This is a genomic window from Altererythrobacter litoralis (assembly GCF_036324225.1).
GTDB classification, from domain to species: Bacteria; Pseudomonadota; Alphaproteobacteria; order Sphingomonadales; family Sphingomonadaceae; genus Erythrobacter; species Erythrobacter litoralis_A.
The window spans coordinates 68,459-82,362 of sequence record NZ_JAZDQV010000003.1 but is presented as its reverse complement, the minus strand read 5'-3'; the positions used below and the strand labels follow the sequence as shown (position 1 = coordinate 82,362).

The 13,904-nt window shown below is 62.2% G+C and carries 15 protein-coding genes; 4 read left to right on the top strand and 11 right to left on the bottom strand.

Going from position 1 to position 13,904, the window contains the following annotated elements:
• Nucleotides 1–2 precede the first annotated feature (2 nt).
• Together VRS74_RS04035 and VRS74_RS04030 are read right to left on the bottom strand one after the other, a co-directional pair.
• The gene (locus VRS74_RS04035; RefSeq protein ID WP_354143959.1) at nucleotides 3–404 is read right to left on the bottom strand and encodes a DUF2924 domain-containing protein; all 402 of its coding nucleotides are present in this window, start codon (nucleotides 402–404) and stop codon (nucleotides 3–5) included.
• Nucleotides 401–625, bottom strand: coding sequence for a DUF3489 domain-containing protein (locus VRS74_RS04030; RefSeq protein WP_354143958.1), 225 nt, complete (start codon nucleotides 623–625; stop codon nucleotides 401–403). The genes VRS74_RS04035 and VRS74_RS04030 overlap by 4 nt, the downstream gene beginning before the upstream one ends.
• A gap of 201 nt (nucleotides 626–826) precedes the next feature.
• Here VRS74_RS04030 and VRS74_RS04025 point away from each other — a divergent pair, with 201 nt between their 5' ends.
• The gene (locus VRS74_RS04025) at nucleotides 827–1,753 is read left to right on the top strand and encodes a ParB N-terminal domain-containing protein (protein WP_354143957.1); all 927 of its coding nucleotides are present in this window, start codon (nucleotides 827–829) and stop codon (nucleotides 1,751–1,753) included.
• 17 nt (nucleotides 1,754–1,770) lie between these two features.
• Here the strand turns inward: VRS74_RS04025 and VRS74_RS04020 are convergent, their stop codons facing one another.
• From VRS74_RS04020 to ppsA, 5 genes are all read right to left on the bottom strand, one after another.
• Nucleotides 1,771–2,472: an IS6 family transposase gene (locus tag VRS74_RS04020; RefSeq protein ID WP_354143956.1), complete on the bottom strand. Its 702-nt coding sequence runs from the start codon at nucleotides 2,470–2,472 to the stop codon at nucleotides 1,771–1,773.
• Nucleotides 2,473–2,482: 10 nt separating this feature from the next.
• Complete coding sequence (locus VRS74_RS04015; RefSeq protein WP_354143955.1) at nucleotides 2,483–2,965, bottom strand: NAD(P)/FAD-dependent oxidoreductase; 483 nt, start codon at nucleotides 2,963–2,965, stop codon at nucleotides 2,483–2,485.
• A 24-nt stretch (nucleotides 2,966–2,989) separates the two neighbouring features.
• A complete protein-coding gene (locus VRS74_RS04010) occupies nucleotides 2,990–3,403 on the bottom strand; it encodes a protein tyrosine phosphatase family protein (protein ID WP_354143954.1) in 414 nt (137 codons plus the stop codon).
• A 95-nt stretch (nucleotides 3,404–3,498) separates the two neighbouring features.
• Nucleotides 3,499–4,428 carry a 1-phosphofructokinase family hexose kinase gene (locus VRS74_RS04005; RefSeq protein WP_354143953.1) on the bottom strand — a complete coding sequence of 310 codons (930 nt, stop codon included), beginning with the start codon at nucleotides 4,426–4,428 and terminating at the stop codon, nucleotides 3,499–3,501.
• A 113-nt stretch (nucleotides 4,429–4,541) separates the two neighbouring features.
• Complete coding sequence (ppsA, locus tag VRS74_RS04000) at nucleotides 4,542–6,974, bottom strand: phosphoenolpyruvate synthase (protein ID WP_354143952.1); 2,433 nt, start codon at nucleotides 6,972–6,974, stop codon at nucleotides 4,542–4,544.
• A gap of 183 nt (nucleotides 6,975–7,157) precedes the next feature.
• Between ppsA and VRS74_RS03995 the strand changes: the two genes are divergently transcribed.
• From VRS74_RS03995 to VRS74_RS03985, 3 genes are read left to right on the top strand one after another with little or no spacing between them, the layout of a single operon-like run.
• A complete protein-coding gene (locus VRS74_RS03995) occupies nucleotides 7,158–7,898 on the top strand; it encodes an ABC transporter ATP-binding protein (protein ID WP_354143951.1) in 741 nt (246 codons plus the stop codon).
• Complete coding sequence (locus VRS74_RS03990) at nucleotides 7,895–10,258, top strand: ABC transporter permease (RefSeq protein WP_354143950.1); 2,364 nt, start codon at nucleotides 7,895–7,897, stop codon at nucleotides 10,256–10,258. The genes VRS74_RS03995 and VRS74_RS03990 overlap by 4 nt, the downstream gene beginning before the upstream one ends.
• Nucleotides 10,258–11,415, top strand: coding sequence for an efflux RND transporter periplasmic adaptor subunit (locus tag VRS74_RS03985; protein WP_354143949.1), 1,158 nt, complete (start codon nucleotides 10,258–10,260; stop codon nucleotides 11,413–11,415). Before VRS74_RS03990 ends, VRS74_RS03985 begins: the two co-directional genes overlap by 1 nt.
• Nucleotides 11,416–11,421: 6 nt before the next feature.
• On the opposite strand, the gene VRS74_RS03980 is transcribed toward VRS74_RS03985, so the two are convergent.
• The 4 genes from VRS74_RS03980 to VRS74_RS03965 are packed head-to-tail and all read right to left on the bottom strand — an operon-like array spanning nucleotide 11,422 to nucleotide 13,652.
• Nucleotides 11,422–11,859 (bottom strand): DUF6691 family protein, encoded by a 438-nt coding sequence (locus tag VRS74_RS03980; RefSeq protein ID WP_354143948.1) that lies wholly within the window; start codon nucleotides 11,857–11,859, stop codon nucleotides 11,422–11,424.
• A 4-nt stretch (nucleotides 11,860–11,863) separates the two neighbouring features.
• Nucleotides 11,864–12,301, bottom strand: a complete 438-nt coding sequence (locus VRS74_RS03975; RefSeq protein ID WP_354143947.1) for a YeeE/YedE family protein — start codon at nucleotides 12,299–12,301, stop codon at nucleotides 11,864–11,866.
• A gap of 17 nt (nucleotides 12,302–12,318) precedes the next feature.
• On the bottom strand, nucleotides 12,319–13,251 hold the full coding sequence (locus VRS74_RS03970; protein ID WP_435521366.1) for an MBL fold metallo-hydrolase: 933 nt from the start codon (nucleotides 13,249–13,251) through the stop codon (nucleotides 12,319–12,321).
• A complete protein-coding gene (locus VRS74_RS03965; protein WP_354143945.1) occupies nucleotides 13,248–13,652 on the bottom strand; it encodes an ArsR/SmtB family transcription factor in 405 nt (134 codons plus the stop codon). Before VRS74_RS03965 ends, VRS74_RS03970 begins: the two co-directional genes overlap by 4 nt.
• Nucleotides 13,653–13,904: the final 252 nt, after the last annotated feature.

Genomic DNA, 13,904 nt, shown 5'->3' with positions numbered 1-13,904 from the left:
CCTTATTGCCTCAGACCAAAGAAACGGGGGCCGTTCCAGCGCATCCCGGTGATCGCGCGGGCGGTGGCCGAGAGCGAAGGGTAGAGCTCTCCATCCCAGCGAAACCCTTCCTCCTCGACCACGACTTCGACCCGCTTGCCTTTCCAGCTGCGGGTAAGGCGCGCGCCGATGCCCAACTCCTTGCCTTCGGGTTCAACCGGACCTGCGCGCGCGAGCGCTTTCCTTGTCTCGTTATCGAGACCGCCGTGCACTTCGGCCTGGACGCGCCATGCAAGCTGCAGGCGCATGATGGGAAGCGAACGCAGCTGCGGAGGGGCGCCGTAGCGCTGCCTCCACAGGTCGCGCAGCTTTGCCAGATCCAACGCGGCGATCCGCTCGACGAGCGCATCTATGTCCTCGCTCATGATGTACGGCCTGCATGATAGCGGCGCGCACCGCTCGCCTTCTCGCTGGTAATGACGAGGCCGCGCTTCCTGAGCGCGCCGGCCATCGCGCCGCGCACCGAGTGCTGCTGCCAGGCTGTGGCCTCCATCATCTCGGCAATGCTGGCACCGTTCTTGCGCATCAGCAGTGCTTCAAGTTGGTCGAGCTTGCTTGGCGTCTTGGTTGAAGTGGTATCGGTCATTGTTTGTCTCCGGTGTTGCAGCGGCCGGGAATGGCCGCCGTCACCGGGACAAGCCCGAAAGGCCGGGCGCAGGGGACAGCAATGCTCAGCTTCGGGCCGAAGTCCAGTCGAAAGCGCGCCAGATCAAGGAACGCGAGGCTGTGGAAAGAAAGCGGATAACGTTCGCTTCCCGTATTACTTGTGTTCCTGTATAGTTCCAGCATGAACAAACCGATGAGTCCGGCAGCCTCTCCTGCCGATCGCCGGCTTCAGGTCACTTATCGTGACCCCGATAGCCTTGTTCCCGATCCCCGCAATGCGAGGACGCACCCCAAGCGGCAGATCGCGCAGATCGTCCAGTCGATCCGTGCCTTTGGGTTTACCAACCCAATCCTTGCTGACCCGCAGGGTAACCTTATTGCCGGGCACGGCCGCTTGCGCGCGGCGAAGGAGATGAGGCTCGAGACTGTCCCCGTCATAGAACTCGAGGGTCTGAGCGAAGCTGAGAAGAAGGCACTCAGACTTGCTGACAACAAGATCGCGCTCAATGCTGGATGGGATCTAGAGATCCTCAAGCTCGAGCTGGCCGATCTCTCGTTGCCCGAGATAGACATTGACCTTGGCCTGACGGGGTTCAGCCCCGGCGAGATCGACGTTGTGCTAGGCGAGACGCCTGACCCTGATGACGAGGTCATTCCTGCCGTGCCGCAAAGCCCGCGCGTCCAGCCCGGCGATATCTGGCAGCTGGGCGAACACAGGGTGGCCTGCGGCGATGGCCGCGATGTTGCTTTCCTGAGGGAACTGGTCGGCGAAGGATCAAAGATCGACTGCGCGTTCCTCGATCCGCCCTATAATGTGAAGATCAACGGCCATGCCAATGCGAAAGGCCGCCACCGCGAGTTCGCCATGGCTTCGGGCGAGATGAGCGAAGACCAGTTCCGTGGCTTTCTGGCAGACACACTCGGTGCCTGCGCCAAGGTCTCTCGTAATGGCGCGGTGCACTTCGTGTGCATGGACTGGCGTCATATGGACGATGTCACTGCTTCGGTTGAGGACATCTACTCTGACCTGCTCAACATCTGCATGTGGAACAAGAGCAATGCAGGAATGGGCTGGCTTTGTCAGCTTAACTTCTCCGATACGCATTGATGCGCGATCATGAAAATTCATCCACTTGAAGCGGATGCGGCTTGCCATTCCGCCATTGCACGGTCTCTGAAGGTTCGCATGGTCTTGCGGGAAGTGAGATGACGCTGGATGGCGAAGGTAGTGTAGATTGCTGAGTGGGTTGAAACGAAACGCTGAGCCTGTCCCTGGGACTTGAAGCGTTGCATCTTTCGCTCTCTTCGTCGGACAGGCAGGTGTGAATTTTCTGCGCGATTGTTCTCCTGCAACCGACCTGGTTGGTGGCGGGCGAGAGCACCCAATTCGCGAAGCGCGGCTCTGTACGAAGCGAGACCATCCGTCACGATGGCCTCAGGTACGAAGCCTTGGTTCTTGAGCAGTTTCCGCACGAGTTTCAACGCGGCTCTCTTGTTCCGTCGCTTCTGGACGAGGACATCTAGAACCTCTCCCTCCTTGTCGACGGCGCGCCACATAAACATCCGTTGGCCGCCAATCTTCACGACCATCTCGTCTAGATGCCAGACGCAATCGGCTCTTCCACGCTTCTTTCTGATGTTGGATGCAATGACTGGACCGAACTTGTCGGCCCAGCAGCGAACGGTCTCATAGGACACATCAATCCCGCGCTGAGCGAGCAGATCCTCGACGTCGCGCAAGCTCAGGGTGAAGCGAAAGTACAGCCAGACTGCATATCGGATCACATCCGGCGGGAAGCGGTGTCGTTTGAATGAAATGGGCTTCATGCCGGTTCCACTACGCGGCGAAGCGTCGCAGGTGGAGACTGTTTGGCGTTAGACTGACAGCACCCTGCCAGGTATAGGGCGCGAGGTCATAGCGATAGTTGGAGGTCACGCCATGTTTGCCCAGCGTTTCCTCCAGCCCGGCAATCTTCTCCCACGCCAGCCGGATGCCCGGAGCCACGATCAACAGCTCGTAGCGGATCGTCGAACCGTCCTGCAGCGTGACCTGATTGTTCTCGGGCTGGAAACTGGCGGCGGCGGCCTTGATCCAATCCACGCCCTTCGGCATGACCCTGCTCATCGGGCGCAGCGTGACTTCGGGTTCGAAAACGCCTGCCCCCACCATGGTCCAGCCCGGCTGGTAGGCATGGACTTCGGATGGCTCGATGATCGCAATATCGAGCGAAGGTCGGCGCTTGAGCATCGAGGCAGCGGTAGCGATCCCTGCGGCGCCCCCGCCGACAATCACGACTTCATGGGATTGCGAAATGGGCATGGAAATTCTCCTGACTTGGGACGCTCAATCTCCCAGTCGGCCTGCGATGGTAGACAGGTCATATCCGGCAGCACTCGCAAGGCCCAGCCGGTCGGACGCGCTGCGCCCTTCGGGATTGGCGAGCGTTTCCAGTGTGATCGAGCGCGTCCCGGTGCGGCAATAGGCCATAACAGGGCCATCTGCGGCTTGGCGAACAGAGCGAAAGGCATCGATCGCGGCATCGGGGAATTGGCCGCCGCTGACGGGAATGTGATGGAAAGCAAGGCCCGCGCTCTCCGCCGCGGCGCGCATTGCATCGACGCCCGGCTGTCCGTCGTCTTCGCCATCGGGCCGATTGCAGATCACGGCTACGAAGCCCTTCCGGGCCAGTTCCGCCATATCCCCCGGCTGCAATTGCGGTGCGACGGCAAATCCGGGTTCAACCTGGCGAATGTCCATCAGAGCCTCCTTAGAAAATCATGTTGAAACGAGCATATCTGCACAAGACCATAGCGCAAGCTTGCTGAGGCGGCGCCAGCCAGGCATGCAATCCGCTAACCCGCTGCAAGCTGCGCAAAAATTCCCTGTGTATCTTCGGCGCGGGCCAGGCCCGTTCCGGCAGTGATCAGGGCGGCGGTGCCGCCAGCAATGCCGAGACGGAAAGCGTCGAATTCGTTTCGCCCATTTGCCAGGCCATACACCATGGCAGCTACGAAGCTGTCGCCCGCACCCACCGCACTGGCGGTTTCAACCTGTGGCGCCTCGCAGCGCCATACTTCGTCTGCGCTAGCGAGAATGCCGCCATCCTCGCCCATGGTCACGGCGACAAGCCGCGCGCCGCCCTGCCTCGCAACGGATTGCGCGGCCTTGCCGATTGCTTCGGGAGTGGTCAGGCCCTTGCCAATCAACTGCTCGAATTCCTTCAGGTTGGGCTTGATCAACTCATGCCCTCCAGCACTCACCCCTTCCTTGAGCGCTGCCCCCGAAGTATCGAGCACAGTGCGGATCCCACGCCGATGCGCCTTGGTCGCGGCCCGCGCATAGAAGGCGGTCGGCATGCCGCGCGGAAGCGATCCGCTCATGACCAGATAGTCGCATTGCAGCGTATCGATCCGGTCAAGGCAGTCCTGCCATTCGCTCTCTTTAACTTCGGGGCCGGCAGGGACGACGCGGAACTCCTTGCCGCTGCCCTGTTCGAGGATAGTGGTGCTGACCCGCGTATGGCCTTCGATCGCCACTCGCTCGCGCACAAGCTGGTGCAGGTCCAGCAGGGCATCGAGCGCGATCCCTGTCGAGCCGCCCGACAAGTAGATGCAGCGCGCATTGCCGCCCATCCGCACGAAGACGCGCGCGACATTGATCCCGCCGCCACCCGGATCGGCCTGTTGCGGCGGCGCGCGCAACTTGTCGGTCGGCTCAAGCTTGTCGACCACATATGCCAGGTCGATAGTGGGATTGAGCGTCAGTGTAGCGATATTCATCATGGCGCAGCGGCACCTCGAAGGCTTGCACTTTGCCGTGCACGGGACATCGGCAGCGAAGCGGGGTTTCTCCGAAGCTTACCCATTTGTCCGGCTCTGGCCAGTCCCGAACCGGGTCACCGCACTGCCTTGGCGCCAAATACCACCTTGCTCTCATGGTTTGCCTTGCCGAGCGCCTCTTCGGCATGGACGACGTGCCTCTTCACCGCCACGAAACTGTCAGGCGTGACCGAGATCGAATCGATGCCGCTTTCGACCAGGAACTCCGCAAATTCCGGATCGTCGCTCGGTGCCTGGCCGCAGAGACCCACAGCTGTGTCGCAATCATGCGCCTCGGCGATCACGCGGCGGATCATCCAGCGTACCGCCGGGTCGCCCGCTTCGAATTCATCGGCAAGCAGGTCGGAGTCGCGATCGATGCCAAGCACCAACTGGCTCAGATCGTTGCTCCCGATCGAGAAACCGTCGAACCGCTCCGCAAAATCGCGCGCCAGGATCACATTGCTGGGCACTTCGCACATCATCAGCACCTCAAGCCCGCCTTCGCCTTTGGCGAGTCCGTTCTTTTCCATTTCGGCAAGCACTTGGTCTGCCTCGCCCGTCGTGCGGCAGAACGGCACCATCACCGCGACATTGGAAAATCCCATTTCCTGCCGCAGCTTGCGAATGGCCCGGCACTCGAGCGCAAATGCCGTTCGGAACAAAGGCGATGCATAGCGCGAAGCCCCGCGGAAGCCGATCATGGGGTTTTCCTCGACCGGCTCGAAGAAGCGGCCGCCAACCAGATCGGCATATTCGTTTGTTTTGAAATCGCTGAAGCGGATGATCACGCGCTTGGGGTGCATCAGCGCCGCGATGCGCGCCAAGCCCAAGGCCAGCTGTTCGACGTAATATTCCGCGGGTTCCGCATATCCGCGCGTCAAGCGCGCGATCTGGTCGCGTTCGCCGCGATCCTTCACGCGGTCGGGCTCCAGGAGGGCCATCGGATGCACTTTGACATGGTTGGCGATAACGAATTCCATCCGCGTTAACCCGACCCCATCCGCCGGAAGCTTCCACCAGCGATAGACTGCGGCGGGATCCGCCAGATTGAGCATCACCTGCGTGTGGGTTTCCGGAATACCGGACAGGTCGATTTCCTTCGCGTGGATCTCGGCTCGGCCTTCATGGACAAGTCCGGTTTCACCCACGGCACAATTCACCGTCACCACCTGGCCGTCGGCAAGTTTCGTGTTCGCATCCCCGCAACCGACTATCGCCGGGACACCCAGCTCCCGACTGACGATGGCGGCATGAGATGTGCGCCCACCATGGTCGGTGACGATCGCTGCTGCTCGCTGCATGATCGGTATCCAGTCCGGGTCAGTGAACCCGGTAACCAGGACGGCGCCATCCACGAATCTGTCGATCTCGCTCGCATCCTCGATCCGGCACACAGGCCCGCTTGCCGCAAGCGAACCTATCGCCTGCCCACGCGCGAGCACACGCCCCGCGTTCCTGACCTCCACTTCGCGCAGCAGATCGCTCCGCTCATGCACGCGCACAGTTTCCGGGCGCGCCTGGACGATGAAGAGTTCACCATCGGGTCCGTCCTTGGCCCATTCCATATCCATCGGGCAGCCATAATGCCGCTCGATCGTCAAAGCCCATCGAGCCAGCAAAAGGATCTCCCTATCGCCCAGCACCAGCCGCTCGCGATCATGATCCAAGGTAGCTCGCGACTGCGTGCCTTTGCCATTTTCGGCATAGACAAGCATCCGCTGCTTGGTGCCGCATTGCTTCTTTATGATCGGCACTAGCGCCGGATCGGCCAGCAATGGCTTGAACACATGGTATTCGTCGGGCTCGACATTTCCCTGCACCACATATTCTCCCAGCCCCCAAGCGGCGCTGATGAGCACAACCTTGTCGAAGCCAGTCTCGGTATCGATCGTGAACATCACGCCTGACCCGGCGCTGTCCGAGCGGACCATGCGCTGCACCCCGATCGACAGCGCAACCGCATCATGGCCGAAGCCCTTCAACTCGCGATAGGCAATCGCGCGATCAGTAAAGAGCGAAGCGAAACAGCGCCTGCATGCATCGAGCAGTTCGGCTTTACCGCGAATATTGAGGAAGCTTTCCTGCTGCCCGGCAAAGCTCGCGCCGGGCAAGTCCTCTGCCGTGGCGCTCGAACGCACGGCCACGCCCGCTTCGTCCCGGCCGTCGCGTGCTGCAAGTTCGCGATAGGCCGCAGTGATGGCGTGCGAGATATCGTCAGGCCATTTGGCATCGAGGAACGCGCCACGGATTGAAGCCCCAACGTCGCTTAGAGTCGCCTGCCGAGAGTGGAATTCCTGCATCTTTTCCGAAATCAGTTTGTCGAGCCGGCTTGCGGCAAGGAAACGCCGATATGCCGCTGCAGTGGTGGCAAAGCCCGGCGGGACGTTGATCCCCTTGTCGGCCAGAGACCCGATCATCTCACCGAGCGAAGCGTTCTTGCCGCCAACAATCGGGACGTCGTCCCGCGTCAGCGTCTCGAACCACCGTATTGTCTGATCGCTACCCATCGCCCCTCCAATGGAAATTCTCCGCGCACCCGGCGGAAGTTAAGCTAGATGCGCGAAGCCCCGCCGGTCACTACGCAATCCTCCCGAGGCGGGAGCAAAATGCAGGCCCGTGCACCGGTAACGATCTGGCCAATGCGGGAATTTCCGTAGCGCTGGCATCGATCAGGCTGCTAATGCATACAAATGCAGGGCCCGCCACAAGCCGACCTGACGGGAGGACATCCGCCTGCCTTCACGGGCAGGGGGTTGCGCAAGACCTACATCACCGGCGAAACGCAGGTACATGCACTGCGCGGGGTGGATTTCGAGATCCGCAAAGGTGAAGTGCTCGTGCTGCTTGGCCCTTCGGGTAGCGGCAAGTCGACTCTGCTCAACATCGTCGGCGGGCTCGACCGGCCAACCGAAGGCACTCTTCACTACGAAGACGTCGAGCTGACCGCACTTGACGATGCCGATCTCACTCGCTTCCGGCGGCGGCAGATCGGTTTCATTTTCCAATTCTACAACCTGATCCCCAGCCTGACCGCTGAAGAAAACGTGCGGTTGGTCACTGACATTGCAGAGAACCCGATGGACCCGGCACGGGCGCTCGAACTGGTTGGCTTGGCAGAGCGGCGCGCGCATTTCCCCGCGCAGCTTTCGGGCGGCGAACAGCAAAGGGTGGCGGTGGCGCGCGCGATCGCCAAGCAACCGGGCGTGCTACTGTGCGACGAGCCCACCGGCGCGCTCGACAGTGAGACCGGGGTACGTGTTCTTGAAACGCTCGATCGTGCCAATCGCGAGCTCGGCACGACCCTGATCCTCATCACCCACAATGCCGGCATCGCCGCCATGGCGGATCGCGTGTTCCATTTTCTCGACGGGCAGATCGCCCGGATCGAGGAGAATAGCCGCCGCATCGCTCCCTCGGAGATCAGCTGGTGAAGGCGCTCGATCTCAAATTGTTGCGCGACCTGTGGCATATGCGCGGGCAGGCGCTGGCCATCGCCGTCGTGCTGGCCGCGGCCTCGGCCACCTTCATCCTGTCGATGGGTGTCCATGGTTCGCTCATGATGACGCGCGACGCCTATTACGCCCGCAATCATTTTGCCGATGTGTTCGCGCAGATGACGCGCGCGCCGCGAAGCGTGGTTGACCGTGTCGCGCAGATTGATGGCATCCAGCAGGCGCAAGGTTCGATCATCCAATATGCGATCCTAGACATGCCCGGCCGCGTCGACGCCGTGCGCGCACTGATGCAATCGGTCGACGATCGCGGGCAGGACCAGCTTAACCGCATGACGCTAAAGGCGGGCCGTATCCCTTCGCCCGACCAGCCAGGCGAAGTCGTGGTGGACGAGGCCTTCGCGCAGGCCAATGATATCGGCCCCGGAAGCGAGGTTGACGCGATCATCTATGGCAACAAGCAGCGGCTCAAGATTGTGGGCGTTGGCTTGGCCCCAAACTATATCAATGCGCTCGCCCCGGGTGACATCATTCCCGATGACACGCGCTTCGGGATCTTCTGGATGGGCCAGAAGGCGCTCGAAGCTGCGACCGATCGGACCGAGGCGATCAACTCGCTATCCGTATCGCTGCAGCACGGTGCATCTGAAGCCGATGTGATCCGGGGGATCGACCGCCTGCTCGAACCCTATGGCGGCACGGGCGCCTATGGCCGTGAAGACCATTTGAGCCACCAGTTCCTGCAGAGCGAGCTCGACCAGCTGGAAGCCATGGTGAAAGTCATTCCGCCGGTCTTCCTGCTGGTGTCGACCTTCCTCGTCTATATCGTGCTGGGTCGCATGATCCGCACCCAGCGGTCGCAGATCGGGCTGCTCAAGGCATTCGGCTATTCCGGAGCGGCAATCGGCTGGCACTACCTCAAGTTCGCGCTCGCCGTTGCCGCGCTGGCCACGCTGATCGGCAGCGGGGCGGGCATATGGATGGGGCGCGCGATGACGGCGCTCTATGCCGAATATTACCACTTCCCTTTCCTGCGCTTCAGCTTCGACCCGCTGGTCTTCGTCGGGGCCGCCGGGCTGGCAATCGGCTCGGCAGCGCTTGGCGCAATTAACGGCGTATGGAACGCGGCGCGGCTCAGCCCGGCGGTAGCCATGTCGCCGCCGCCACCCCCTATCTATCGCGCCGGAGCGATAGAGCGGCTTGGGCAAAAGGCCGGTTTCTCCGCCATCGGCCATATGATCGCGCGACATATCGCACGCTGGCCCGCCCGGTCCGCGCTGACTGTGAGCGGCGTGGCGATCTCGATGGGCCTGCTCTTCTCGACACTGCAATTCATCGATTCGAGCCAATACATGCTCGAGAGCTATTTCTTCCGTTCGCAGCGGCAGGACATCTCGGTGACCTTCACGGAACCGCGCAACGAAGTCGTGCTCTACGAACTGCGCCAGATGCCGGGCGTCTTGCGGGTCGAACCGATACGAGGGCTAAGCGTGGAAATGCGCAACGGCAACCTGCGCGAGCGGACCGCGCTGGAAGCGACGCCACCAGATTCGATCCTCACCGCGCGGATCGACCAGGACGGCGCGATGATCGATATGCCGCCCGGCGGCCTGATGCTGAGCCGGCAACTCGCCCGCCAGCTGGATGTGCAGGCAGGGGATCTGGTGCGGGTCAAGATGCTCGGCGGGCGACGAACCGAGGCCGTGTTGCCAGTCGGTGCGGTGGTGGACGAATTCATCGGCACGCGCGCCTATGCCACCGACAGTACCATCGGCGAACTGGCCCGCGATGGCGCGCCGGTGGGCGCTGCGCTCCTGCTGATCGACCCGTTGCAACGCGAGGCGCTCTTGACCGAGCTCAAGGCGATGCCTGCCACGCTCAGTATTGGTGACCGCGACATGGAGATGGAGCGTTTCACCACGATGATCGACGACAATATCAACACCATGGTCCTGTTCTACATTGCCTTCGCCTCTGCGATCGCGGTGGGGGTGGTGTATAACAGCGCGCGGATCCTGTTCTCCGAACGGGCGCATGAATTGGCGACATTGCGCGTGCTGGGCTATCACCGCAGGGAGGTTGCCCTGGTGCTGGTCGGCGAGATTGCCCTGCTGGTGGTCGTGTCAGTACCCTTCGGGCTGCTCATAGGTTACTGGATGGCGCAGCTGATGATGATGATGTTCAGTTCCGATCTCTTCCGCCTGCCCTTTGCGCCGACCAGCGCGACCTATGCCTATTCGGCAATCGTAGTGCTGATTGCTGCCGGACTCACCGCCGTGGTGGTGGCGCGGCGCGTGATGCGGCTCGACATGGTCCGCGTCTTGAAGGCGCGCGACTGATGCGCGAGCTAATCATGAAATGGCGCTGGGCACTCCTGATAGCTGCGCTGCTTGGCGCCGGGCTGCTCTATGGCCTGTGGCCGGAATCGACGCCGGTCGATGCGGGCGAAGTGTCTCGCGGCGAAATGTCGGTCGGCATCACCGACGATGGCGTGACCCGTGCCGAGGAGTTCTACGTCGTGTCGGCGCCCGTCACGGGCTATCTGGAACGGATCGAACTGGAACCGGGCGACAGCGTTGCGCGCGGCGCGCTGATCACAAGAATGACGGGTCGGCCCTCCTCGCCGCTTGACGAACGCAGCCGCGACGAAGCGCGCGGCTCGCTGGCTGCGGCAGTGGCTGCAGAAGCGGGTGCAAGTGCATCCATGGCGCAATCAACCCGCGACCTCGAACGGGCCGAAGCGCTGGCGGAAAGCGGGTTCGTTTCGAAAGCCCAGCTCGAAGGCGCGCGCACGCGGGTCGCCACCGATAGATCGGCAGTGGCGCAGGCGCGGGGCGAAATCGCGCGACTGCGTGCGATGATCGCCAATCCTGACGGGCGCGGATCCGGAGCGCCGGTGCCCGTACGCGCCCCAGCCGGAGGGAAGATCCTGTCGGTCATCAACGAGAGCGAAGGCGTGATCGCAGAAGGCACTCAGCTCGTCACCATCGGCAATCCCGAGGCGATCGAGCTGGTGGTGGACCTGCTCTCGCGGGAGGCGGTGAAGGTCAAGCCGGGTGACCGCGTTTCCGTGACGCAATGGGGCGGCCCCGAGCCGCTGGTGGGCCGGGTGCAGAGGGTCGAACCCTACGGACGGCTCAAGATTTCTGCGCTCGGCATCGAGGAACAGCGGGTCAATGTGATCATCGACCTGGTAGACCTGTCGGTGGCGCAGGCCGCGCGACTGGGCCATGGCTATCAGATCGACGCGACCATCGAATTGTGGCGTGACGAGAACGCGTTGCGGGTTCCGATCGGCGCCCTGTTCCGCGGCCCCGAAGGTGAATGGCAGGTTTTCGCCATCGAAAATGGCCTGGCCCGCGTCAAGTCAGTCGAACTGGGCCAGATCAATGACGAATACGCCCAGGTTCTGGGCGGGCTCGCGCAAGGCGACGAGGTTGTGCTCAACCCCGGCAATACCGTGGAAGACGGCAGCCGCGTCGCCCCGCGCGAATAGGCCCGATCAGATTGCCGGTTGGCCGCGGTGCTGCAAGTCGGACGTCAGCCGGTGGAGCCACATGCCCGCAAGCATCGCCGCCACGAACACCACAGGTTGCCAATTGCCGAACACCAGCCCGGCGATTGCCGGTCCGGGACAATAGCCTGCCAGCCCCCAGCCCGCGCCGAAGATCGCGGCTCCGGTGATCAGTTGCCGGTCGACAATCCGGTTCTCTGGGATGTGGAACTTCGTGTGCATGATGGGGCTGCGCAAACGGCGCGAGAACACATAGGCAATCGCCGCCGGAATCATCGCGCCGCCCATCACGAAGGCGAGCGCGGGATCCCAATTCCCGAACAGGTCGAGAAAGGCAATTACGCGGGCGGGATTGATCATGTCGGACAGGGCAAGGCCGGCCCCGAACAGAATCCCGGTAACAAGAGCGATGATTGTCTGTCGCATGGCGTCAGCCTCCCACCATGAAGCGCGCCAGCGCCACAATGGCGAACCCGGCAAGCATGAAGGTTACGGTTGCCGCAAGCGAGCGCGGCGAGAGGCGCGACACGCCGCATACGCCATGGCCGCTGGTGCAGCCATTGCCCATCCGTGTGCCGAAGCCGACCAGCACACCGGCGGTCACAAGGATCGGGATCGACGAAGTGACGATTACTTCGGGCTGGCGCAGCGAGGCGCTGACCAGCCAGGCGCCGATCGGAAGTCCGACGACAAAGGCAAGCGCCTGTAGGCGCGGCGTGCCGCTATCGGCAATGCCGACTGCGCGTGCGACCATCCCGCTGATCCCGGCGATGCGCCCGGAAAAGAGCAGCAGTACCGCAGCCGCGAGCCCGATCAGCAAGCCGCCCGCAAGGGCAATAAGCGGATCGAGGGGAGCTAATGTAGACATCTGGCCTGGCCCCTTTCTTACAGAGTGTTGAGCGGCAGCTTGAGGTAGCGAGTGCCGTTGCTTTCAGGCTCGGGCATGTGGCCCGCGCGCATATTGATCTGGATCGAGGGCAGGATAAGCCGCGGCATGTCGAGCGTCGCGTCACGGGCAGTGCGCATCGCGACGAAATCCTCTTCCGCCACGCCGTCATGGACGTGGATATTGCCCTCACGCTCGGCCCCGATCGTGGTTTCCCATGCAAACTCGTCTCGCGCCGGCGCCTTGTAATCGTGGCACAGGAACACGCGCGTCTCGGAAGGGAGCTCCATCAGCCGCCGGATCGAACGGAACAGGGTACGTGCGTCGCCGCCCGGGAAATCGGCCCGGGCCGTGCCATAATCGGGCATGAAGATCGTATCGCCGACGAAGGCCGCATCACCGATAAGGAAGGCGAGATCGGCGGGCGTGTGCCCTGGCACGTGGAGCGCGATCACTGCGGTCTCGCCCAGTTCGAGCGTCTGGCCGTCAACGACCAGCAGGCCGAACTGCGACCCGTCGCGCGCGAAATCGCTGCCTTCGTTGAATATCTTCCCGAACACATTCTGCACGGTCAGGATTTCGCGGCCTATCACGATCTCGCCGCCCAGCTTTTCCTGTAGGTAGGGGGCAGCCGAAAGATGATCGGCGTGGGCATGCGTTTCCAGCAAATATTTGATCGATAGCCCGTTGGAACGGACGTAATCGATCAGCTCGTCGGCAGACTCTGTCGAAGTGCGACCGGAGGGCTGGTCGAAATCGAGCACGGAATCCACGATCGCCGCAACCTTGGTAGCCGGGTCATGCACCACATAGCTCGCAGTAAAGGTCGGCTCGTGGAAGAAGCCCTTCACGATCGGGGCCGCACCTTCGCCGCCGAGGACGGCACGAACCTGCTCGATTGCCTGATTGAGGTGGGAATCGTTGCTCATCATTCGCATTCCTGTTCCTTGTTTGGCAATTGGTCGGGGACGGAGCCTGCTTGCGAGATGGAGGCACCCCGCTCGTTCATGGCCTCGGCCGCGTCGCAAAAAATGTCATGCAGAGTGTCGAGCAGGCGCCCTGCCTTTGGGTCTGCAACCCGGTAAAGCAGCGTCTGCGCTTCGCGCCGAAAGGCCACGAGGCCTTCAGCACGCAGCTTTGCCAAATGTTGTGAAAGCGCGGACTGGCTTAGCCCGATGCGAATGGCCATCTCGCCAACCGGCAGTTCGCCGGCCTCGGCCAAATGGCAAAGGATCAGCAGGCGCGGGCGGCTCGAGAGCATGGCCAGATATTCGGCGGCCTTGCCGGCATTGGCGCGCATCGCATCAAAACTGGTGAGGTTGCTCAGCTCCATGCGCTCTATATATAAGTTATTTCTAATTTAGTAAGCTCTAATATATAACGCGACACATGATGCCGCGCGGGCGCATGCAGCAAAGGGTAAGCCGCCCCGGCCTGCCTTGGGGGCAATAGGCCGAGGCGGCGTTGCGGCCAACCAGGTCGCGAGGTCGGCCTTGCAAGAGGGATCGGCGCGGGATCGCTTTCGCACCGATTCTTCCTGCTTCGTGCAATCTAGCGCCGGCCCGCGCCCCGCCGGATACGGAAA